Origin of the sequence: Vibrio sp. G-C-1 (genome assembly GCF_021728015.1) — a bacterium.
GTDB classification, from domain to species: Bacteria; Pseudomonadota; Gammaproteobacteria; order Enterobacterales; family Vibrionaceae; genus Vibrio; species Vibrio splendidus.
This window is the reverse complement of the sequence record NZ_JAKKCR010000008.1, coordinates 245,915-267,818: the sequence shown is the minus strand read 5'-3', so window position 1 is coordinate 267,818 and position 21,904 is coordinate 245,915. Positions and strand designations below refer to the sequence as shown.

General features: G+C 44.7%; 21 protein-coding genes. 8 read left to right on the top strand and 13 right to left on the bottom strand.

What is annotated here, in order from left to right:
- Window positions 1-178: 178 nt before the first annotated feature.
- Window positions 179-1,054 (bottom strand): LysR family transcriptional regulator, encoded by an 876-nt coding sequence (locus tag L3V36_RS14055; protein ID WP_102446716.1) that lies wholly within the window; start codon window positions 1,052-1,054, stop codon window positions 179-181.
- A gap of 106 nt (window positions 1,055-1,160) precedes the next feature.
- Here L3V36_RS14055 and L3V36_RS14050 point away from each other — a divergent pair, with 106 nt between their 5' ends.
- Window positions 1,161-2,123 (top strand): nitrilase family protein, encoded by a 963-nt coding sequence (locus tag L3V36_RS14050; protein ID WP_208774918.1) that lies wholly within the window; start codon window positions 1,161-1,163, stop codon window positions 2,121-2,123.
- A gap of 158 nt (window positions 2,124-2,281) precedes the next feature.
- Here the strand turns inward: L3V36_RS14050 and L3V36_RS14045 are convergent, their stop codons facing one another.
- The 10 genes from L3V36_RS14045 to L3V36_RS14000 form a co-directional block, all read right to left on the bottom strand.
- Entirely contained in the window at window positions 2,282-2,725 is a 444-nt protein-coding gene (locus L3V36_RS14045) for a F0F1 ATP synthase subunit epsilon (RefSeq protein ID WP_004730391.1), read from the bottom strand.
- A gap of 14 nt (window positions 2,726-2,739) precedes the next feature.
- Window positions 2,740-4,125 (bottom strand): F0F1 ATP synthase subunit beta, encoded by a 1,386-nt coding sequence (gene atpD / locus L3V36_RS14040; protein ID WP_004730394.1) that lies wholly within the window; start codon window positions 4,123-4,125, stop codon window positions 2,740-2,742.
- Window positions 4,126-4,169: 44 nt separating this feature from the next.
- A complete protein-coding gene (gene atpG, locus L3V36_RS14035; protein ID WP_009844931.1) occupies window positions 4,170-5,039 on the bottom strand; it encodes a F0F1 ATP synthase subunit gamma in 870 nt (289 codons plus the stop codon).
- Between the two features lie 47 nt (window positions 5,040-5,086).
- Window positions 5,087-6,628: a F0F1 ATP synthase subunit alpha gene (atpA, locus tag L3V36_RS14030; RefSeq protein ID WP_009844932.1), complete on the bottom strand. Its 1,542-nt coding sequence runs from the start codon at window positions 6,626-6,628 to the stop codon at window positions 5,087-5,089.
- A gap of 9 nt (window positions 6,629-6,637) precedes the next feature.
- The gene (locus L3V36_RS14025; RefSeq protein ID WP_004730398.1) at window positions 6,638-7,189 is read right to left on the bottom strand and encodes a F0F1 ATP synthase subunit delta; all 552 of its coding nucleotides are present in this window, start codon (window positions 7,187-7,189) and stop codon (window positions 6,638-6,640) included.
- An 11-nt stretch (window positions 7,190-7,200) separates the two neighbouring features.
- On the bottom strand, window positions 7,201-7,671 hold the full coding sequence (locus L3V36_RS14020; protein WP_108117753.1) for a F0F1 ATP synthase subunit B: 471 nt from the start codon (window positions 7,669-7,671) through the stop codon (window positions 7,201-7,203).
- Between the two features lie 54 nt (window positions 7,672-7,725).
- Window positions 7,726-7,962 carry a F0F1 ATP synthase subunit C gene (atpE, locus tag L3V36_RS14015; protein WP_004730405.1) on the bottom strand — a complete coding sequence of 79 codons (237 nt, stop codon included), beginning with the start codon at window positions 7,960-7,962 and terminating at the stop codon, window positions 7,726-7,728.
- A 46-nt stretch (window positions 7,963-8,008) separates the two neighbouring features.
- Complete coding sequence (gene atpB / locus L3V36_RS14010) at window positions 8,009-8,779, bottom strand: F0F1 ATP synthase subunit A (RefSeq protein WP_208774916.1); 771 nt, start codon at window positions 8,777-8,779, stop codon at window positions 8,009-8,011.
- A gap of 1 nt (window position 8,780) precedes the next feature.
- Window positions 8,781-9,182, bottom strand: a complete 402-nt coding sequence (locus L3V36_RS14005) for a hypothetical protein (RefSeq protein ID WP_004730409.1) — start codon at window positions 9,180-9,182, stop codon at window positions 8,781-8,783.
- Between the two features lie 896 nt (window positions 9,183-10,078).
- On the bottom strand, window positions 10,079-10,960 hold the full coding sequence (locus L3V36_RS14000; RefSeq protein ID WP_004730410.1) for a LysR family transcriptional regulator: 882 nt from the start codon (window positions 10,958-10,960) through the stop codon (window positions 10,079-10,081).
- 157 nt (window positions 10,961-11,117) lie between these two features.
- Between L3V36_RS14000 and L3V36_RS13995 the strand changes: the two genes are divergently transcribed.
- From L3V36_RS13995 to L3V36_RS13965, 7 genes are all read left to right on the top strand, one after another.
- On the top strand, window positions 11,118-11,516 hold the full coding sequence (locus L3V36_RS13995) for a RidA family protein (protein ID WP_004730412.1): 399 nt from the start codon (window positions 11,118-11,120) through the stop codon (window positions 11,514-11,516).
- Between the two features lie 189 nt (window positions 11,517-11,705).
- On the top strand, window positions 11,706-13,166 hold the full coding sequence (locus L3V36_RS13990) for an aldehyde dehydrogenase family protein (RefSeq protein ID WP_004730413.1): 1,461 nt from the start codon (window positions 11,706-11,708) through the stop codon (window positions 13,164-13,166).
- Window positions 13,167-13,399: 233 nt separating this feature from the next.
- Window positions 13,400-14,395: a membrane dipeptidase gene (locus tag L3V36_RS13985; protein ID WP_004730415.1), complete on the top strand. Its 996-nt coding sequence runs from the start codon at window positions 13,400-13,402 to the stop codon at window positions 14,393-14,395.
- Between the two features lie 231 nt (window positions 14,396-14,626).
- Window positions 14,627-16,222: a BCCT family transporter gene (locus tag L3V36_RS13980; protein ID WP_004730416.1), complete on the top strand. Its 1,596-nt coding sequence runs from the start codon at window positions 14,627-14,629 to the stop codon at window positions 16,220-16,222.
- Window positions 16,223-16,500: 278 nt separating this feature from the next.
- A complete protein-coding gene (locus L3V36_RS13975) occupies window positions 16,501-18,342 on the top strand; it encodes a hypothetical protein (protein WP_208774914.1) in 1,842 nt (613 codons plus the stop codon).
- Window positions 18,339-19,076 (top strand): DUF3726 domain-containing protein, encoded by a 738-nt coding sequence (locus tag L3V36_RS13970; RefSeq protein WP_004730420.1) that lies wholly within the window; start codon window positions 18,339-18,341, stop codon window positions 19,074-19,076. Before L3V36_RS13975 ends, L3V36_RS13970 begins: the two co-directional genes overlap by 4 nt.
- A 386-nt stretch (window positions 19,077-19,462) precedes the next feature.
- Window positions 19,463-20,755, top strand: a complete 1,293-nt coding sequence (locus L3V36_RS13965; RefSeq protein ID WP_208774913.1) for an alpha/beta fold hydrolase — start codon at window positions 19,463-19,465, stop codon at window positions 20,753-20,755.
- Window positions 20,756-21,039: 284 nt separating this feature from the next.
- Here the strand turns inward: L3V36_RS13965 and L3V36_RS13960 are convergent, their stop codons facing one another.
- Window positions 21,040-21,222: a hypothetical protein gene (locus L3V36_RS13960; protein WP_004730424.1), complete on the bottom strand. Its 183-nt coding sequence runs from the start codon at window positions 21,220-21,222 to the stop codon at window positions 21,040-21,042.
- Window positions 21,223-21,485: 263 nt separating this feature from the next.
- Window positions 21,486-21,713 (bottom strand): PAS factor family protein, encoded by a 228-nt coding sequence (locus tag L3V36_RS13955; protein WP_004730426.1) that lies wholly within the window; start codon window positions 21,711-21,713, stop codon window positions 21,486-21,488.
- Between the last annotated feature and the right edge of the window lie 191 nt (window positions 21,714-21,904).

Genomic DNA, 21,904 nt, shown 5'->3' with positions numbered 1-21,904 from the left:
GAGACAGTTTGAGTCACTTCATTCTTCCAGATAAAAGAAAGGACCGAACGTTTCCACGTTCAGTCCTCTTTGTCCCAGCCAAATATCCGTTCAGGTTCAAGCAATAATGCTTATCCGAACGGCATTACACTATTTAGTGAGCCTTTTTTGTAGGTGTAAATTAGGTCCTGACCTAATTTTATTTTTGATGAGCCACAAACTCTACAAACCTATCCCTGAGTGGGTTTTCACTCTCTCCATTCCATATCAACCCGACTGGCCAAGTGGCGTGTTCACCTTCTAACGCAATGAATTCCACATCGGTGTTACTAATGTACTGCGCACTGCTGGGTACTATGGTGAAACCGATATTGGCAGAAACCAACGCCAGCAAGGTCAGAATATCGTCGGCTTCTTGCGTCTTTGATAAGTCGATTTTATTGGCAAGACAATATTGTTGAATCTGTCTGTCTAATCCGGGGCCACGGTGCTGAGCCAATTTTAGATAAGGCCATTTCGATAACTCAAAGAGAACCTGATCGTTACCTGACGCTTGTTTGAGAAGATCTTTGTGTACTGCAATCACAAGCGAATCATTGAAAAGCCATAAGCTTTCTAAATCCGATGATTCTGGTATCCGATTGAAGCTGATATCGAGTTCATGGTTTAACAGTTCATCTGTTTGTTGCTTAGAAGGGGTGTCATTTAACGTGATATGAACGTCTGAGTATTGTTGTTTATAAGCCGCAATAAGCTTGGGTGCTTCATGATAAGTAGACACGCCAAAGCCAATGTTCAAATGTCCCTGAGTCCCTTTGACCACAGAGCCTGACAGCTGCTCAAACGCTTGCATTGAATGAACCAAACGTTGGGCTTCTGCCAGTAACGTTTTCCCCGCGTGCGTGAGCTCTGCGCCATTTCTGCCACGAGAAAACAAAGATGCCCCAATGTTGGATTCAAGTCGTTGAATCTTTTTAGTGAGTGCCGATTGAGTGATGTAGAGCTGCTCTGACGCTAAACGGTAATTGCCTGATTTAGCTAGCTGACAAAATGCCTTCAGTAGATCAAATTCCATTCCAAATGCTCATTGAATTGAGAATATTTTTCATTATATGGAATTGAATCGATTTTTTATACTGAGTCCAGACCAAATCAGAAAAAGCGAAGTTTGAGGACGAATCATGAAGAGAGATATTAAAGTAGCGTCGGTTCAATTTAACCACCACGCAGGTGATAAGGCGTATAACTTATCGGTTATAGAGCAATATGTTCGACACGCTGCAGAAAGTGTTGTGGAGATCATCAGCTTCCCGGAGATGTGTATCACTGGCTACTGGCATGTGTCTGCTTTGTCGCGAGATGAGATTGAAGCGCTAGCGGAACCTGTGCCGAACGGTGAATCGACTCAAAAGCTGATTGCACTGGCAACACAGTTTGGAATGAGTGTTGGGGCTGGTTTGATAGAGCAGGGTGTGGATGGCGAGTTATACAACACTTATGTGTTCGCGATGCCAAATGGAGAAGTTCAGAGACACCGTAAACTGCATACCTTTGTTAGCTCTCGCATGAGCAGTGGAGACCAATACACGGTGTTCGATACGCCGCATGGTTGCAAAGTTGGTATCTTGATTTGTTGGGATAACAACTTGGTCGAAAATGTCAGGATCACTGCTTTGAAAGGGGCAGATATATTGATTGCGCCACACCAAACGGGCGGTTGTCATTCACGAAGCCCGAATGCGATGAAGCGTATTGACCCAGAGTTATGGTTTAACCGAGATGAAAACCCAGAAGCGATTCGTGCTGAAATGCAGGGCAAGAATGGCCGCGAGTGGTTAATGCGTTGGTTGCCTGCAAGAGCGCACGACAATGGCATGTTTGTGGTGTTTAGTAATGGTGTCGGCGTTGATATGGATGAAGTCAGAACAGGCAATGCGATGATCCTAAGTCCTTATGGGGAAATCATCACTGAGACCGATAGTGTTGATAACGATATGGTGATTGCAGAGCTAAAAGCAGAAGAGTTAGATATGTGTACTGGCAGACGCTGGATTCGTGGTCGTAAGCCTGAGTTATATCATTCACTCACACAACCTCTTGGTCATGAACTTGATCCGCACCAAGCGCGTTTTGCAGAGAGATAATGGTGTAAACGTTGGTGGAAAAGGATGTACCAGGGACGGTTGAAAGGCAGAGGAAGTTGGAAGGGAGAGAAGGGTTCCTGATGTAGTCTACCCACTTAAATCATGTTTAAGTGGGTAGACTATTTACACATCAAGCATTAAGCATCTAAGTTCTATTCTCAGTGTCGAGTGCGAGAAGACGTCAGTTCTGATGCGCGAAGCTGGGCAACGGCTTTTGCGAGTTCTAGCTGAGCTTGTGCAAAGTTGATGTCTACATTGCCTTTATTGATATTTTCTAGAGCTGCATATTTCGCTTCTTCTGCGCGAGCGCGGTCAATATCTTGGCCGTGCAGGGCAGTATCGGCTAACACCGTTACCACATCCGGCTGAACTTCTAGCATCCCGCCAGAAACATAAAGCACTTGCCCCTCTGATTTAGGGTCTGTGACAAACACTGTCACGCCTGGCTTTATTTTACTGAGAAGCGGGGAGTGACCGGGGCGGATCCCCAGCTCACCATCAGCGCCAGAAACGGCTAGGGCATACGCTGGACCTGAAAACAGCGTACCTTCCGCACTTACAATATTAAGTTGAAATGTATTATCTGTAATTCCGATAGCCATGGTGCACCTGCCTCTTAGAGTGATTTTGCTTTGTTAAGCACTTCGTCGATAGAACCACAGTACAAGAATGCCTGCTCTGGGATATCGTCATATTCGCCGCCTAACAGGCCTTTAAAGCCTCTTAGTGTTTCGCTTAGCGGTACAAATACGCCTTTCTGACCGGTAAACACTTCGGCTACGTGATAAGGCTGAGTTAAGAAACGTTCAATCTTACGAGCGCGAGATACCGTCTGTTTATCTTCAGTTGAAAGCTCATCCATACCAAGAATCGCGATGATGTCTTTTAGCTCTTTGTAGCGTTGCAGCGTTGTTTGGACTTTTTGTGCAATGTCGTAGTGCTCTTGACCAACCACAAGCGGGTCCAATTGGCGAGATGTTGAATCCAATGGGTCGATTGCAGGGTAGAGGCCCAATGCCGCGATATTACGAGACAGTACAACGGTCGCATCTAAGTGAGCAAAGGTTGTTGCCGGTGATGGATCGGTCAAGTCATCCGCAGGTACGTATACCGCTTGGATAGACGTGATAGAGCCTTGTCTAGTCGAAGTGATACGCTCTTGAAGCACACCCATCTCTTCAGCGAGTGTTGGTTGGTAACCTACTGCTGAAGGCATACGGCCCAGCAGTGCTGATACTTCTGTTCCCGCAAGTGTGTAACGGTAGATGTTATCAATGAACAGCAGTACGTCACGACCTTCATCACGGAAGCGCTCAGCCATAGTCAGGCCTGTAAGTGCAACACGTAGACGGTTTCCCGGTGGCTCGTTCATTTGGCCGTAAACCATGGCCACTTTGTCTAGTACACCGGCTTCTTTCATCTCGTAGTAGAAGTCGTTACCTTCACGAGTACGCTCACCAACACCGGTAAATACAGAGAGACCTGAGTGGGCTTTTGCGATGTTGTTGATAAGCTCCATCATGTTGACGGTTTTACCTACGCCAGCACCACCGAACAGACCGATTTTACCGCCCTTTGCGAACGGACAAATAAGGTCGATAACCTTAACGCCGGTCTCAAGAAGTTCAGTGCTGTTTGCTTGTTCTTCATAAGAGGGTGCTTCACGGTGAATTTCGTAGCTTTCTTTTTGACCGATTTCACCGCATTCATCGATAGGCTGACCAAGAACGTTCATGATACGGCCTAAGGTTTCTTCGCCCACAGGAACGGTGATTGGAGAACCGGTGTTTTCAACAGTTAGGCCTCGGCGCAAGCCATCTGACGTACCCATTGCAATACAACGAACGATACTGCCACCCAGTTGTTGCTGAACTTCCAATACGAGCGAGCTTGCTTCCTCGCTAGTCACTTTCAATGCATCATAAACGCGTGGGCTGTTGCCGCCGCTGAACTCGACGTCTACCACCGCGCCGATAACTTTAACTATTTTTCCAACACTCATCTCTAAATCCTCAAATTCTATTCTTAACCCGCTCTTTTCTGCCTTTAGACAGCTTGAGCACCTGAGACTATTTCACTCAGTTCTTGGGTGATGGCAGCCTGTCGCGCTTTGTTGTATACCAACTGCAAATCATCGATGAGTTGGCCTGCGTTATCGGTCGCCGCTTTCATGGCCACCATTCGGGCTGCTTGCTCACAGGCAATGCTCTCTACGATGCCTTGATACACTTGCGATTCAATGTATCGATGTAACAGCTCAGAGAGGATGTCTCTTGGTGCTTGTTCATAGATGTAGTCCCAACGACGTGCTTTTTTCGCGCCTCCATCGGCCTCAGAATCTGAAGGGTGTGGCAGCAACTGCAAGGTCGTTGGTTCTTGAACCATGGTGTTGATGAACTGGTTATAAACGAGATACAAGCTGTCGATTTTTTCGTCGTCGTAATGCCCTAGCATCGCGTTAACCGTACCTAAAATGTCTTCTAATTTAGGCGCGTCACCAAGGCCTGACGTTTGCGCGATAACATTGCCGCTGCGTTGGAAGAACGAGATAGCCTTAGATCCCACTAAGGTTGTTTCTACCTCGACTCCCTTGGTGCGCCATTGCTCCATTTCTTCTAACACTTTCTTGAACAAGTTCGAGTTCAAGCCACCACATAAGCCCCGGTCGGACGAAATAATGATGTAAGCAACGCGTTTTGGTTCACGCTGTTGAAGGTAGGGATGCTGGTATTCCAGCGACCCTGATGCGACATGAGAGATAACTTTGCGCATGTTCTCCGCATATGGACGTGTTAGCGTCATATTGTCTTGAACCTTACGCATCTTACTTGCCGCAACCATCTCCATTGCACTGGTGATTTTCTGAGTGTTACTAACACTGCCTATCTTGGTGCGAATTTCTTTAGTATTTGCCATTATCTGCTCCTAATTTGTTTTGATTTCCAGCCAACAAACCGGAGCGTTTACCAAGCTTTCAACGCTACAAAGTCACCGAGAAGCTTTGCAAGAGCGCCATCAATTTCATCGTTGTAGTCACCATTAGCGTTGATGGTGTCGAACAACTCTGGGTTTTGACCTTTTGCGTAAGCAATCAATTCTTCTTCAAAACGTGCAATTTTGTTCAACTCTACGTCAGCCAAATAGCCTTTTTCTGCTGCATAGATAACCGTTGCTTGCTCAGCGACAGACATCGGCGAGTATTGCTTTTGCTTCATCAGTTCGGTTACACGCTCACCATGGTCAAGCTGCTTACGCGTCATGTCATCTAAGTCAGAAGAGAACTGAGCAAATGCGGCTAATTCGCGGTATTGAGCTAATGATGTACGGATACCACCAGACAGCTTCTTGATGATCTTGCACTGCGCTGCGCCACCCACACGAGATACCGAGATACCTGGGTCAACAGCAGGGCGTAGGCCTGAGTTAAACAGTTGGGTTTGTAGGAAAACCTGACCATCAGTAATTGAGATTACGTTGGTTGGTACAAACGCAGATACGTCACCCGCTTGAGTTTCAATGATAGGAAGCGCCGTCAGTGAGCCTGTTTGGCCTTTTACTTCACCGTTCGTAAACTTCTCTACATATTCCGCATTCACTCGTGCTGCACGTTCTAGTAGGCGTGAGTGGAGGTAGAATACGTCGCCAGGGAAGGCTTCACGACCCGGTGGGCGTTTCAGTAGCAATGAGATTTGACGGTAAGCGACGGCTTGTTTTGATAGGTCATCATAGATGATCAATGCATCTTCACCGCGGTCACGGAAGTATTCACCCATGGTGCAGCCCGCATAGGGTGCTAGGTATTGAAGCGCTGCTGATTCTGATGCTGATGCAACAACAACGATGGTATTTTTAAGCGCATCGTGGTCTTCGAGTTTACGAACAACGTTTGCGATAGTGGAGGCTTTCTGGCCAATAGCCACGTACACACATTTGATGCCAGAATCTTTTTGATTGATGATTGCATCGATGGCTAGCGCCGTTTTACCTGTCTGACGGTCACCGATGATAAGTTCGCGTTGACCACGGCCGATAGGCACCATGGTGTCAACGGCTTTATAACCGGTTTGAATTGGCTGATCGACGGACTTACGCTCGATTACGCCGGGAGCAATCACTTCAACTGGGTCGAGTCGGTCACAACTCACTGGGCCTTTGCCATCGATTGGCTCGCCTAATGTGTTTACTACACGGCCAAGAAGTCCGTTACCGACTGGTACTTCCAAGATACGGCCAGTACCTTTCACTTTCATACCTTCAGAGAGGTCAGTGTAGGGACCCATAACCACGGCACCGACTGAGTGCGTGTCAAGGTTAAGAGCAAGAGCGTATTTGCCACCTGGAAGCTCGATCATCTCACCCTGCATGACATCCGCAAGGCCATTAATAGTAATGATGCCATCACGAACCGAGACTATGGTGCCTTCGTTGCGAGCTTCGGTGCTCACATTAAACTTCGAGATGCGATCTTTGATTAGATCGCTGATTTCATTTGAATTTAATTGCATAATTGTTACCTATCTCGCGTGAAGTTGATGGGCTAATCGGCTAATTGATGTGTTCAAAGAACCATCGATGACGGTTTCACCCGCCTTGATGACGATCCCGCCAACCAGCGAGTCATCAATAACCTGTTCCATTTCAACCTGACGCTCTAATTTCTTCTCAAGTGCAGCAGTGAGTGATGTAACTTGATCTTGTGTAAGCAATTCTGAACTGGTGACAGTGACAGGGATTACACGTTCATGTTCGTCCTTTAGGTCGCTGAACAAGTTAAACAAGTCTCTGATCACTGCAAGACGGCCATTCTCAGCCAAGACTTTAATGAGATTAATGACGTGGTCATCAACGAGTCCTTGGCAAACGTGAATGATGAGATTGACCAGTTCTTCAGATTGCTGTGTGTGAACACCTTCTGCTGATGAAATCTGTTTAGCGATCGTTTCTTCTTCCGCTACCGTTACAAGAATGGACAGCATTGAGTGCCACTCTTGTAACTTGTTTTCACCTAAAGCAAAGTCGAACGATGCTTTAGCGTAGGGATGAGCAATATTGGTGTAATCTGACATATTGCCTCCGTTTAGAGTTCGCTTATCATTTGATCAACTAACGCTCGGTTCGTTTCAGAATCTAGGTTTTTGCTGATCAATTTCTGTGCACTTTGAATAACAGCGTCTGCCATATCCGCCTGAAGTTCACGGCGTAACTTTTGACGTTCGCCTTCTAGCTCAGCTCTACCTTGTTCTAAGATGCGTGCCTTTTCTTGCTCACCTTCTTGGTGAGCTAAGGTGATGATTTCGTTGCGGCGTTTTTTGCCTTGCTCAATCAGTTCGGTCACATTTTTTTTCGCATCTGCGACGAGTTGTGCGGCATTTGATTTTGCTAGTTCTAGCTCTTTCGCTGCATTCTCTGAGTGGCGTAAACCATCAGCGATTTCTTTTTGGCGCTCGTCTAACATCGCGGTGAGAGGGGGCCATACATATTTCATGCATAGCCAAACAAAAATCACGAATGAGATTGCTTGACCAAACATGCTGGCATTTAAGTTCATACCTTCCTCACTAAATCTTGATTATTTACAAATCGATCTTTTCAAAGCTTCTAATTAAGCCACGGCAAAGATGATGTATAGACCGATACCAACACCGATCATCGGTACAGCATCCACAAGGCCCATCATGATGAAGAATTGAGTACGAAGCATTGGAGTAAGGTCTGGTTGACGAGCAACACCTTCAAGGTATTTACCTGCTAAGTTACCAATACCAGATGCTGCACCTGCTGCACCTAAACCGATCAGTAATGCACCTGCTACATATAAAACTGCGCTTACGATATCCATTTGTATCTCCGATAAATAATGTGTTAGTTAATTTTTTAGTTATTAATTAGTGGTGTTCTTCTGTTGCCATTGCTAAGTAAACAACGGTCAGTACCATAAATATAAATGCTTGTAAGAATACGATTAATATGTGGAATAAGGCCCATGGAACACTTAGTGCCCATTGCATCCACCAAGGCATTAGTGCGATAAGGATGAATATCATCTCGCCTGCATACATATTTCCGAATAATCGTAAGCCTAGTGATATTGGCTTTGAAATTAATGTTATTAATTCAAGAGCAAAGTTAACAGGATATAAAAGAGGGTTATCAAATGGCTGAGTAGTTAGCTCTTTGATAAAGCCTTTCAAACCTTTATTTTTAAACGTATAAGTTAACAATAAAATAAACACACCGAGTGCCATCGACATTGGGATATTTACATCCGCTGTCGGTAGGTCTCTAAAGTGTTCTAAACCCATTACACGAGTTAACCCTGGTATTAAATCTATAGGCAATAGGTCGACTGCATTCATTAACAACACCCAAACAAAAGTGGTTAATGCCAGTGGCCCTATTAATTTATCCTCCGCTTGAAAAATCTCTTTGACTAGGTTGTTAACGAAATCAAAGATAAGCTCGATAAAACATTGAAAACGACCTGGAACACCGCTAGTGCCCTTGGTCACTACATATCGAAAAGCTCCAATAAACAGTAAACCCGTGATCCAAGATACCAACATTGAGTCAATGTTGAACGCCCAGAAACCATCACCTGTAGTTAAGAAGGTTAAGTGATGCTCTATGTATTCGTGAGCGGTAGTGACTTGATCCATACTACACGTACTCCGATCTTGTAGAGGCAGTAATAAATGGTGTTAAGAAGTACCCAATCATTGTGAAAATGTACGCGTATAATATTACTGGGTTATCCAATTTAAAAAACTGGAATGCCAGGATAAACATTAAGAACGTATAGGTTATTTTCACGACACGACTCATTTGCATTAAGTCACGTAAACTATAATTAGGATTCTTGTGCACCTTAAGGCTTGCATATATAAAACCAAACAGCGGTGGTAACATCGCGATTACGACACCCAAAGCTGAAGACTCCATATCTACTTTATTACCAAAAAACACTTCATATAAAACTACACCGACGGCTAATACTATTTGGCAGAGAACAACTCTTTTAGCAGCAACAAGGATGTCGCTACTTATCCCATTAAGCCTCATAATAAAACCTTATATTTAACAGTGTAAGTCAATATAAAACACAGTTTGAATATGTTTTGTTACTAGCACTTACTTGTTAATAGCAATTTGACTTGTTAATAAACCTTTACTTGTTAACAAAGAAATAATCTTCCTGGCTTTATATCTCCTGACGAAATTAAACGTTAAAAACTAACTCGCTATCGTTTCGACAAAATATAAACTACGCCTAAAATTATGTGATCAAAACGACAAATATCGGCATCAATAATTCCATTTTTGAAATGAGTGTTTTTCATTTATGAAAGTAATAGTTCTATTATTAAATCCATGAATATTTAAAATGCTTTGTTTATAGCGAGAAAAGGGAGGTTTTACCCAGAAAATTAGAGTGAAAAAATATCAGGATATAATGTTGTCAAGTAAGTATATTCAATGACTTAGAGTCTTTTCTAAATGTGATGACGGGTTGGTATTCGAAGCGGGGTATAACCAAGATTTTGTTGATATTGAAAGGTTTCGTTTGTGTAGTGAAATAGCAGTATGGTGCTCCTTATCATTAAGCTAATATTTTTTAATATCGTTATCATATTTTCATTATTGATGTATTGGAACGCGAATCAACACGCCCAGCACCGGGTTCAAGATGAAAATTTGATTGAAAATTCATCACCCAACCGCTGATGCAACAAGATCTAGGGTCAATGATAAGGGCGAGAAAACATACATACAGATGGAAAGTACGGGTTAATTGACTCAAAAATAGAGGTATCGCTGAGGTTGGGTCGAATTATTATCGGACGAATTCGCAGAGCATCGACCCAGAAGTAACAGTTTCAATACAGAAATAATCGGAATCTAAAGATGTTTGTCGTATCAATAGGCCTATAGGAAGCGCCTTCATTCATGTTTTTCTATTACTCTTCATAGCTTAGGTATTGAATACACAAGTCATGAAAGGCTTGTGCTTGTGGCGAGATCGTACGGTCAGCCAATCTGAAAATACCGATCTGACGCTGTAAGGGCGGGTCAATCAATGGGATCCACACCAAACGGGTTTCATTGGTTGGGAAAGCCAGTTTAGGCAGCGTGGTGACGCCTATCCCGAGTTCTAACACCGAAAACAACGAAGTGATGTTCTCTACTGAATACAGAGCCTGTTCGCTGAGCATTCGTGCGGGTGTTGGGTCAAGTAGGGTACAAGTACCGTTGCGAATGAAGGGTTGTTTTAACAAAGTTTGCCATTCTATTCCCTCTCGTTGAGAGGCGATGGGGTTATCTTTGAGGCAGACCACACCAATAGGGTCAGAGAGCAAAGGCGTGAAATCGATGCTCTCTTCTTCTAAATGGGAGCTATTTCCGAGGGCAACATCCACCTCTCCAGAGAGTAATCTCGCTTCCACACCTGCCGCATTATCGTCAATTAAGCTGACCTCAACATTGGGGTACTTTTCGCAAAAAGCCCCTAAAACACTAGGGATAAGTTTTGCGGCCACTGAAGGGACACTCGCTATTCGAACTCGCCCTTGTTGGCCAGCTGCTGCAGCACGGAGGTCGTTATCTAATGCCTTGTAAACATTTAAGAATTGAATGATTTTCGGTAAACATATTTCGCCAAAAGGTGTCAGCGTCGATTTGTTGCCCGTTTCAAACAGTGGTTGGCCGAGAATTTTTTCTAGCTCTTTTATCGATGTTGAAAGTGCCGCTTGCGAGCGATTTGCTCGGTGAGATGCTGCTCTAAATCCGCCTTCTTCGACCACTAAAACAAAATGTTTTAACTGTTGTAGCTTAATACTCATGACAGGAATCCTTCTCTAGGCCTTGCTATACCTTACTTTTTTAAAGGTGATAGATTTTATTTATCAAATGCACAAAATTTACCGTTAGATTTATCAGCCGTCAAGGTGCAGTATTTAACCATCTTGAAACATAGTTGTTACAAAGTTGGATGGAATCGTGAACGCACAAACTAAAAAACACCCAGTAAAAACCGAGCTTTTCGCTTCAAAAGCACCACTAGAGTGGGCAATCGTTAATAACGGCACTCTATACACAGCGCAGATTCCAATTGATGAAACTGGCGCAGTAGTAGAAGGCGGTATCGAAGCGCAAACGCGTCAGACTTTTAACAACCTTGTTCATACGTTGGAGTGTGCAGGCGAATCTATGGATTCAGTGCTGCAAGTTCTGATTTACGTGACAGACCGTGAATATCTAAAAACGGTCAACAGCGTATACGGAGAATACTTCAATGCACCTTATCCAAACCGTGCTGCGGTCGTCGTTGCAGGGTTAGCAAGAGAAGAAATGTTGGTTGAGTTCGTGGTTTACGCATCAGCCTCTCAACCTGAATAAAGATACTGTGAACTGAGGCAATTTGCGGATTAAAGCTATTTGTCTGTAAAGATCTTTATTGATACAAGCGTCTTGGTTCAGCTTTAGATACAAGATTTAAACGTTATTTCTTATATAAATTAACGTTTTATTCATTAATCAGATGGTTGCCAGGCTCAAACGCAACCTAACCGTTACAAGGACAGAATGATGACTCAATTACAGAATGTTCAAGCAGAAAACGCACTTTACATTGGCGGCGAATGGCAAGCGGGTGTAAGCACCGTTGCGAACATTAACCCATCAGATATTTCGGAAAACATCGGTAACTTCGCACAAGCAAGTGCTGACCAAGTTCAACAGGCGATTTCAGCGGCAAAGCACGCTCAACCAGAGTGGGAAAAAACGCCGATTGAACGTAAGCAAGCAGTACTTCAAGCAATCGGTGATGAGCTGATTGCACGTTGTGATGAGCTAGGTACGTTGCTTTCTCGTGAAGAAGGTAAGCCTTTTGCTGAAGGTCGTGGCGAAATTTACCGCGCAGGTCAGTTCTTCCAGTACTTTGCGGCAGAAGTGCTTCGTCAAATTGGCGACAACGCAGAATCAGTACGCCCAGGTGTTTCTGTAGAAGTGACTCGTGAAGCGGTGGGTGTTATCGGCATCATCTCTCCTTGGAACTTCCCAACGGCAACAGCAGCTTGGAAAATCGCTCCAGCGCTTGCCTTCGGTAACAGCGTTATCTGGAAACCAGCAAACCTAACGCCAGCAAGTGCGGTTGCACTAACTGAAATCATCCACCGTCAAGGTATGCCTGCAGGTACGTTTAACCTTGTACTGGGTAGTGGTTCAAAAGTAGGTGATGCACTGATCAACTCTAAAGAAGTGAACGGTGTGAGCTTTACTGGTTCTGTTGATACAGGGCGTAAGGTTGCGGCGGCTACAGCGCCAAACTTCGTTCGTTGCCAACTAGAAATGGGCAGTAAGAACGCACTTGTGGTTGCTGATGATGCTGATATCCAAACAGCCGTTGATGCAACGATTGCAGGTTCATTCTCTGGCGCAGGTCAAAAATGTACAGCATCTTCTCGTCTAGTGGTTATGGATGGCATTCACGACCAATACGTTGAAGCACTGATCAAGCGTATGAGCGAGCTGAAAGTGGGTCACGCACTAGAAGACGGCGTGTTCATGGGCCCTGTTGTTGACGGAAACCAACTTGAAGCAAACCTAGGTTGGGTTGAGAAAGCACGTCAAAGCGGCGGTGAGCTCGCATTCGGTGGTGAACGCCTAAGCATGAAACACGAAGGCTTCTACATGTCTCCAACGCTGTTCTTGAACACTAAGAACGATTGGGAAGTGAACCAAGAAGAAGTGTTTGCACCAATGGCAAGCGTGATTCGTGTCGCTGACCTAGAAGAAGCGATTGCGACAACAAACGATACTCGCTTTGGTCTAACGGGCGGCATCATTACTCAAAGCCTACGTACTAGCGCAATGTTCAAGCAACAAGCGCAAACAGGTTGTGTGATGGTGAACCTACCAACAGCAGGCACCGATTACCACGTACCGTTTGGTGGTCGTAAAGAGTCTAGCTTCGGTCCTCGTGAGCAAGGTCAATACGCGAAAGAGTTCTACACAGTGGTGAAGACAGCTTACCAGCGTCCTTACTAAGCAGCTTTCTATATAAGAATTGGATAGCTGAAGATATTAAGTCTCTAGCTATCCAGCTATCGAATTGGCCTGATTCACAGAGTCAGGCCAACATCCAAACCCAATTCCGCTCAATCAATGTAGATTTCAAAGACTGAGCACCCAGTAAGTGATTTAACCCATTTTTGAAAACATGTTATTTGAGCGTGTTTTCAAAACCGAGCTAGAACACTGAGCTTTCAATAGGAGTGGTTATGTACCAGCAACGGATTGTTATAGATGGATTGCAATACTGCAATTGGAACAGAGAATATTTCCAAACACTAAAGGCGAGCGGCATTACAGCAGTTCACGCTACCGCGGTTTACCACGAAACAGCTCGTGAAACCTTATCTCGCTTTGCTGAGTGGAACCTAAGATTCGAGCAAAATGCAGACATTATTATGCCGATTCATTCAATGGCTGATGTTGAAACTGCAAAAGCGACAGGCAAAGTCGGCATTTTTCTAGGTGCTCAAAACTGTTCGCCAATCGATGATGAGATTGGTCTTATCGAAGTGATGCGTCAGCAGGGTCTTTTGATCATGCAGCTTACTTACAACAACCAAAGCTTACTGGCGACGGGTTGTTATGAGCAGAACGACACAGGCATCACGCGCTTTGGTAAACAGGCCATCGAAGAGATGAACCGAGTGGGCATGATCATCGATATGTCTCACAGTGCTGAGCGTTCAACGCTTGAGGCGATTGACCTGTCTTCTCGTCCTATTTGTATTAGCCATGCGAACCCAACGTTTGCTCATGATGCACTACGAAACAAATCAAACGATGTGATTAAAGCCCTAACCGCACGCGGTGGCTTAATCGGATTCAGCTTATACCCATTCCATCTACCAAATGGCAGCCAATGTACGTTGGAAGATTTCTGCCAAATGGTTGCGACTACCGCTGACATGGTTGGCGTAGAACACCTAGGTATTGGTAGTGACCTATGCTTAAACCAACCTCAAGCCGTTCTTGAATGGATGAGAAATGGTCGTTGGTCTAAAGCAATGGACTATGGCGAAGGCTCTGCAAACAACTCAGGTTGGCCAGATGCGCTGCCTTGGTTCTGTGGTAGTGCGGGTATGGAAAACATCTATAACGGATTGATGCGCCATGGTTTCAGCGAGTCTGAAGCTGGGCAAGTCTTGGGAGAAAACTGGTTTAACTTCTTGAAAGATGGCCTAGAGCCTCAAAGCAAGGGTTAAGTGTTTTTTCACTAGCAATCATCGAATTAGCAGCCTTCTAATAAACGTTCATTTAGACGTGCTGTTTTAACCAATTTCACTATTCAAAAGGAACAACGGTCTATTTCGCAACGCGGTAACCCAAACATGGATTAGCCTGCCCAACACAAAAAACAATAGGGCAGGTGTTAAATACACCTCTTGTAGTCATCATTAAAGTGACAGCTGCAAAGAAACCTCTGGAGTCAGAGTATGTCTGATTTAACCAATAGCGTGAAATCTTCAAACGTAAATGCGGGTCAAACAAACACAGCAAACAATAATACACAGTCTGAATCTACTTCAGACAAATTAGGACTAACCAACCCAGCACTATGGTACAGCGGCGGCTTTATTGCTCTGTTCGTAGCCCTTGCTTTGTTTGATGGCGAGCTGTTATCAAGCCTAGTAAACACGGGTTTTGCTTGGTCTGTAAAAGTGTTCGGTCCTTATTGGCAAATGCTTCTTCTTCTGACTTTTCTTATTGGTCTTGGCCTAGCGGCAGGGCGAACAGGCAAGGTTATCCTAGGTGGCATCGATAAGCCTGAGATGGATGGCTTTCGCTGGATGGCAATCATCTTCTGTACACTACTTGCGGGTGGCGGCGTATTTTGGGCGGCAGCAGAGCCTATCGCGCATTACGTGAGCCCACCACCGTTGTACGGCGCACAAGAAAATGCACAACAAGGCGCGGTGAATGCTCTATCACAATCATTCATGCACTGGGGTTTTCTTGCATGGGCAATCGTTGGTAGCTTAACGTCTATCGTGGTTATGCACCTTCACTACGACAAAGGCTTACCGCTTAAACCTCGTATTCTTCTTTACCCTGTATTAGGTGAAAGAGCTCTGAAAGGCCATACCGGCGCATTGATTGATGCATGTTGTATTGTTGCAGTAGCAGCGGGCACCATCGGTCCGATTGGCTTCTTAGGCCTACAAGTGAGCTACGCCCTGAACGAACTGTTTGGTATTCCAGATGGCTTCACGACACAGCTGATCATCATCTTGTTCGCTATCGTTCTTTACACATTGTCTGCATTAAGTGGTCTTAACCGCGGGATGCAAATGCTAAGCCGTTACAACGTAATTTTAGCAATGGCATTGATGGTCTACATCCTGATCTTCGGCCCAACAAACTTCATTTTCAATGGCTACATCCAAGGTGTAGGCAGCATGATAGACAACTTCATCCCAATGGCAACATACCGTGGTGACGAAGGTTGGTTGAGCTGGTGGACAGTATTCTTCTGGGGTTGGTTCTTAGGTTACGGACCAATGATGGCAATCTTCATCGCACGTATTTCACGCGGTCGTAGTATTCGCCAATTGGTATCAACCATCAGTCTTATTGCGCCGTTTGTAACATGTTTCTGGTTCACCATTGTAGGTGGTTCTGGTCTAGCGTTTGAAATTGCAGACCCAGGCAGCGTAAGTAAAGCGTTCGAAGGCTTTAACTTACCTGGCGCGCTACTGGCAGTAACTCAGCAACTACCAATGCCAATGCTTATCTCTATTCTGTTCTTGATCTTGACGACGATCTTCATCGTAACGACAGGTGACTCAATGACTTACACCATCAGTGTGGTAGTCAGTGGTGAGACAGAGCCTAACGCAATTATTCGTACTTTCTGGGGTGTGATGATGGGGGTAACAGCATTGATTCTGATTTCCCTAGGTTCAGGCGGAATCTCCGCGCTGCAATCGTTCATTGTAATCACAGCGGTACCGGTGTCCATAATCTTACTGCCATCGCTTTGGAATGCGCCTCAAATCGCAATCAAGATGGCGAAGGAACAGGGTTTTTAAAGAATAGGTTTTTTAAAGAGCAGATTTTGTAAAGAAAAGGGCTCTGTAAGACAAGAGCTCTGTAAAACAAGAAACTGATTAAATAAGAAAAATCAGCCTTCGAAAGAAGGCTGATGCAAAAATTCCGAAAGGAACAGCAAAACTGTACTGGTGAAGATACACCGGACGGCAAAGTATTTAGGTCAATCGATCTAGTCAGGACAAATAATAAGGGGCGAGCTCGCTTGCCCCACATAACGTGAAAGCTAACCAGCATACTGTAATAACGAATGCTTCAAATGACGGCAACGATCGGTTCTGAATGGCTAGCAAAACCCTATAACTATAAGGTGGTGAGCAAAATGGATGCACATCGTTCTACCTACACTGAATCAGCATTACGTGACGCAACGGTTGTCATGGCACCGGAAAGGCTAGGTGCGATGCACCAAACACGCATCAGCTTCGTGAGAACTTTGATTCGTAAAATGGCGCAGCAAGAGTGGAAAGTGACGAAACATGAGTGGCAATTAGACGCTCAAGGTTTTGGTCATGTTATCTATAAGCTAGCGACGCCAAACCATGTTTATCATTTGGTTGTTTTTTGCGATGAAATTGCAGATGACGAACGAAATGACCGTGTAATTGCTGAAAAGTGGGACGTAACGTTTGCGCTTGTTCTTGGTGATGTTGATGTCACCCTACTTGAAAGACTTCGTGCGAATGTACCGCTTCAAGAAGCCGGCCGTAATCCAAATAACGTACTTGTTTTAGCGCGTGCAAACAAAAGTGTACGTGTGTTTGAACACATTGTGAGTCACTTGGCGAAAGGTGTTCAACCAACGCCAAAAGAACTGGCTGAAGTAGGCTACATCCTACGAACCACTGCCGTTTATGGGAATGGCAAATTTGGCATTGCAGACTTTAAAATCTTAGAGAAAAATGAAGATTTTAATCAGTCATTTAGTGCGCAAATGTGTGCAGTTTATATGCTGCGTGAGTTCAGCCTAGATTGGGTTCATTACCTAGCCGAACAACAGGGCGGTGAACAAGCGATTACCTTGCATCGAGGATTACAACGTTACCTTGGTGTTGGTAATGCGACTGGTTTAGGTATGGCGCCATACCTGATTAACCACCCTAGTATTGTCGATCAGTGGATGACAACCCGTGAACATGCATTGGCGGACGTGTTGTCCAGTCAGACTGATACGGCGTTGATCGAGCCACTACGTACCTTAGTTAAAAAAGCGATTTGTCATTTAGAACAAGTCGTTACCATCAATGAAACACAGCAAGAGCTGAACAAAGCCGCTGTTGATGATTTGAAGCACACAGAACAATCATTAGAAGCTTCTGTCAGCCTGTGCGATACATGGGCACAGTTAGTCGAACAATCTAAGCACATGAGTATGGAAGCCCAAGAAATCCTTATCTCATGCTTGATGGAATTGTACCCAGAATTAGTGGACGCCCATCAAGAGCAAATGAATTGCAGCGAAACACTGTCGCTTCCTAGCGGCAAAAAGATTCAAGACCTTCTGGTTGTACTAGAAGAGAAGTATCGCTGGGCGATCACGACCGACTTTACTAAAGCAGAAAACAACTACTGGTTCTGGTATCGCTCTCAAGACAAAGAAGAGCCAAGACTCGGTGTTCGAGGTGAAGAGCTGGGTGAAGAGCGTGAACTGCCGTTGGATATTGGCCGTCAAGCTTACCGTTTGTACCATGCTTTATTGCAATTCGCGCCTGAGCTTTCATTGGCTGAGTTCCTTGTTAAACAGCCGCAACACCGTGCAATTGCGCGCCGTGTGTGGACGCTAGGTAACAAAGCGATGGGCGACATTCAAATGAATGTGCTGCATCAAGATTCGCCACCAATGCACTTACTGCGTTGTAAGCTAGCAATGTTTGGTGCGACTAAGTTTGATCCTCGCTCAGACCGTTGGGTACGAGTAACGTTTTTCCAAGGCGCACCGCTGCTTGATGAGATTCATCAGGACGAATGGGTGTTCCCAATATTACCAAGTGAAGCTGAACTGTCTGGTTCGCAAAATGTTTCAATTCACAGCACAGATGCTTACGGCGCAGATATTCACAGCGCAAATTCGAAAGGCCAGCATGGAGGTAAATCGTTATGATCGTTTCTCACAATGAACTGGTAGCGGCCGTCAATAAAGCCTTTCTGGGGATGCGTCGTACATGTGGTGAAGCTGATGTGATAGCGAACATGGTGGCAGATTTACAAATGGTCGGTTTGGATGGTGTTCGTCATTTTAACAGTGCGAGCAACTTCATCGGGCTAGAGGACGACCGCCCTGTCGATATTCAAGTGCGCAGTGATAATACGGTTGAAGTCGACCTGCACAAGGCGAGTTTGGCGTGTCATCTTCCTGTGATTATGGACTATTCGATTGAAAAAATGGTTGGTAAGAAGACGCTGAAAATTGAGCTAAATAATTGCCACAACCGTTGGTTGGCGTATAGCGAGCTTGTAAAACTGGCTGCGAAAGGTATCGCGTGCATGGCACGTTGGGATAACGGCTCTAACCCTAAGAGCACTTTGTATGTGCTTAATCGTGGTTGCGTTGCACCAGAACTGTTTTTATCAGATTTGCCACTGGCATCGGTCGAACATATCCACAATATGACCATCGAACTTTCCGTCCAGGATTTCGATATCGAACGTTTGTCAGATGGCTACCAAACACACATTGAATCGGAAGCGCTTTTTAAAACTCAAGAGAAAGCATGGAACGATGGCATTGAGGTGGATGATGGAGAGTGGGCGGCACTGAAAGAGACCGCTACCGCAATCCTAGTTCAGAGCAGCGAACGCTCGACTCAAGGTGCCGGTGAACTGACGGCTTCGTAGTCGCTAGATTTATTAGGTTCATTAGAACTAACAGGTTCGATAGATTAACGGCAAATAAGCGAGTTAGTTTATCAACACAGATAAAACCAAAGAGCTTAACGTATCCTCACCTCGTTAAGCTCTTTTTATTTGCCTCACGCTTTGGACTTTGCTTTACCTCATTCTTTTGCTCTCTCGCTGGATCAACCTCTTCTAAACTGACTGTTTTGACACACGCTGTTACCCATTGAGAGGTAATTGAACATTTAAACGAAGCACGTTCACATTCATGTTAAACAAACGGTTTCATTTATAAGCTACTATGCGTATCTTGCTCATAAGGGTGCCAAAGGGCGCCATTTTTATTCGTACCAATGACTTTAGAATCAGATAAAAAGGAATGAAGCGTGCAAGCTAACTTTATTGATGGAACCACCCTGTATCGTCAGCACTCTTTCGAGTTGCCACTTGATTATCAAGCCAAAGATGGACAACAGATCCAAGTCTTCGCACGTGAGCTGGTTGATCTCGCTAAAGATGCGCAAGAGCTGCCGTGGCTGATCTACTTTCAGGGCGGCCCAGGTTTCCCTTCTCCACGTGTTAGCGGGCAATCGGGTTGGTTAAAGCGTGCATTGCAAAACTACCGTGTTCTGCTTCTTGACCAACGTGGTACTGGCAACAGCACCGTGATCAGCCATGAAACATTGGCGCATCTGTCTCCAGAACAACAAGTTGAGTACTTAACGCATTTCAGAGCGGATAACATCGTTCGTGACGCTGAAGCGATTCGTGAACAGTTTGGTATTAAGCAATGGTCGACGATTGGTCAAAGCTTTGGTGGCTTCTGTACACTGAGCTATTTGTCACTGTTCCCACAGAGCTTGCAGCGTTGTTATGTGACGGGCGGCATTCCTTCTATTGAACGAGAAGCTGACGATGTTTATCGTGCGACTTACAAGCGTGTAGAAGACAAAAACAGAGCTTTCTTTGCTCAGTTCCCACAAGCACAAGCTATGTGTCGCGAGATCTCTGATTACCTGCTCAACAACGATGTGAGACTGCCAAACGGTCAGGTGTTCACAGTTGAACAGTTCCAGCTAATAGGTATTAATCTTGGTGGCGGCGAAGCAAACCTTCCAATGTATTTCACACTGGAGAGTGCGTTTGTCGAAGTGAACGGAAGCAAGCAGTTGAGCTACAGCTTCTTAAATCAAATGCAGCAAGAGCAGGGCTACCTAACGAACCCAATCTACGCGATTTTACATGAATCGATTTACTGCCAAGGTGCAGCGTCTAACTGGTCTGCACACCGAGTACGCGAGCAGTACCCACACTTTAACTACCAATCGGGTAACGAGTTCTGGTTTACCGGAGAAATGGTGTACCCATGGATGTTCGACCAACTAGAAACGTTGAAGCCACTGCGTGAAGCGGCCAACCTTCTGGCTGAAAAATCGGATTGGGGCACTTTGTACAACGCTGAACAGCTAAGCAAGAATACCGTTCCAATGGCATGTGCGGTTTACGCGGATGATATGTATGTAGAGCTGAATTACAGCCGTGAAACACTGGCGAATATTCCAAATTCGAAAGCGTGGATCACCAACGAGTACGAACACAATGGTTTGAGAGTGGATGGCGAAAGAATTGTAGACAAATTAATGACGATGGTTGAAGCGTTAGAAAACCTGCCAAAATAATTAGACGGTTTACGTTAGAAGCTGTCTACATTAGAAGCTGTCTACATTAGAAGCTGTTTACGTTAAGATCTATGTACGTTAGAGGCTATCTAAGTCAACGTTAAAAGCTATCTACGTCAAAAGCTATCTACGTTAGAAATAAGATACTCTAGAAACAAGAAAACGCTGCATCCGTGCAGCGTTTTTTTTATGTCATCAAACTCTGTTTTTCTCAGTATCGTATTGATAACTAAAGCGAGTAAAGCAGAGAATTTAAGAACCGGGAGGGATAGTTCCTAAACTCATTAAGGTTGGATGACGATATCTTGATTTTCAGTGGTCGATAAGCTGGCGCGGTTCTGTTCTATAAGTTGAGCCGCATAAGAGGGAGTCACAGCTTGAATTTCGCCTTTTGAACGAATAGTTAGTGCTTCCCACGCATGATCACGGTATTTGCCTGTTTGTGTATATTCAATAAGTACTCTCATGATTCTTCCATCCGATGTGTGGTTAACGTGCTACTAACATTAGCGCCATTGTTGAGGTTGCACACCTGTTAAAAATGGAACATAAGATTAACCAAATGAGAATGCGTGTAGCTTGATAAACAGGCCTAACTGCACTTATCTTACTTAACCGCGTTTATCGCAACTAACGGCGTTTATCGTAACCAACCGTCCTTATCTTAAATAGCGTCCATAAAAAACGCTGCACGATGGCAGCGTTAAAGTTGAGATAGGTTGAAGGTTGTTTAGCTGTTTTCTAAGCCAACAATCTTGCGTGCAGACATCACTGCACTATCCAAGTCGGTCAATCTACCAGCACTTGCTGGACCAAGAACTGATGAATATAAAGCCAACTGCTTCTCAAATGATAAATCTAATTGGTTATATAGATTTTGGCGGATTTGAGCGTGTTGCTGTGGCTTTGCGCTCGACAGGCCTTCCAACGTATCGTAGATGAGTGTAGTTGTATCCATAACTGTCCTTAGTACATCTTTAGAAAATTTTGCATATTATGCACTTGGTGTCATCTTTGTTCTGCGAGATTGATCGCATTATGTGCAGCTCTGCTTAATTGTGTAATCAGTTAGTTACAATTGTGTTGTGCGGCAAAGTATCGAAAACTCGGGTTATGGCAAAAAGAAAAGGAGACGCACTGGTCTCCTTT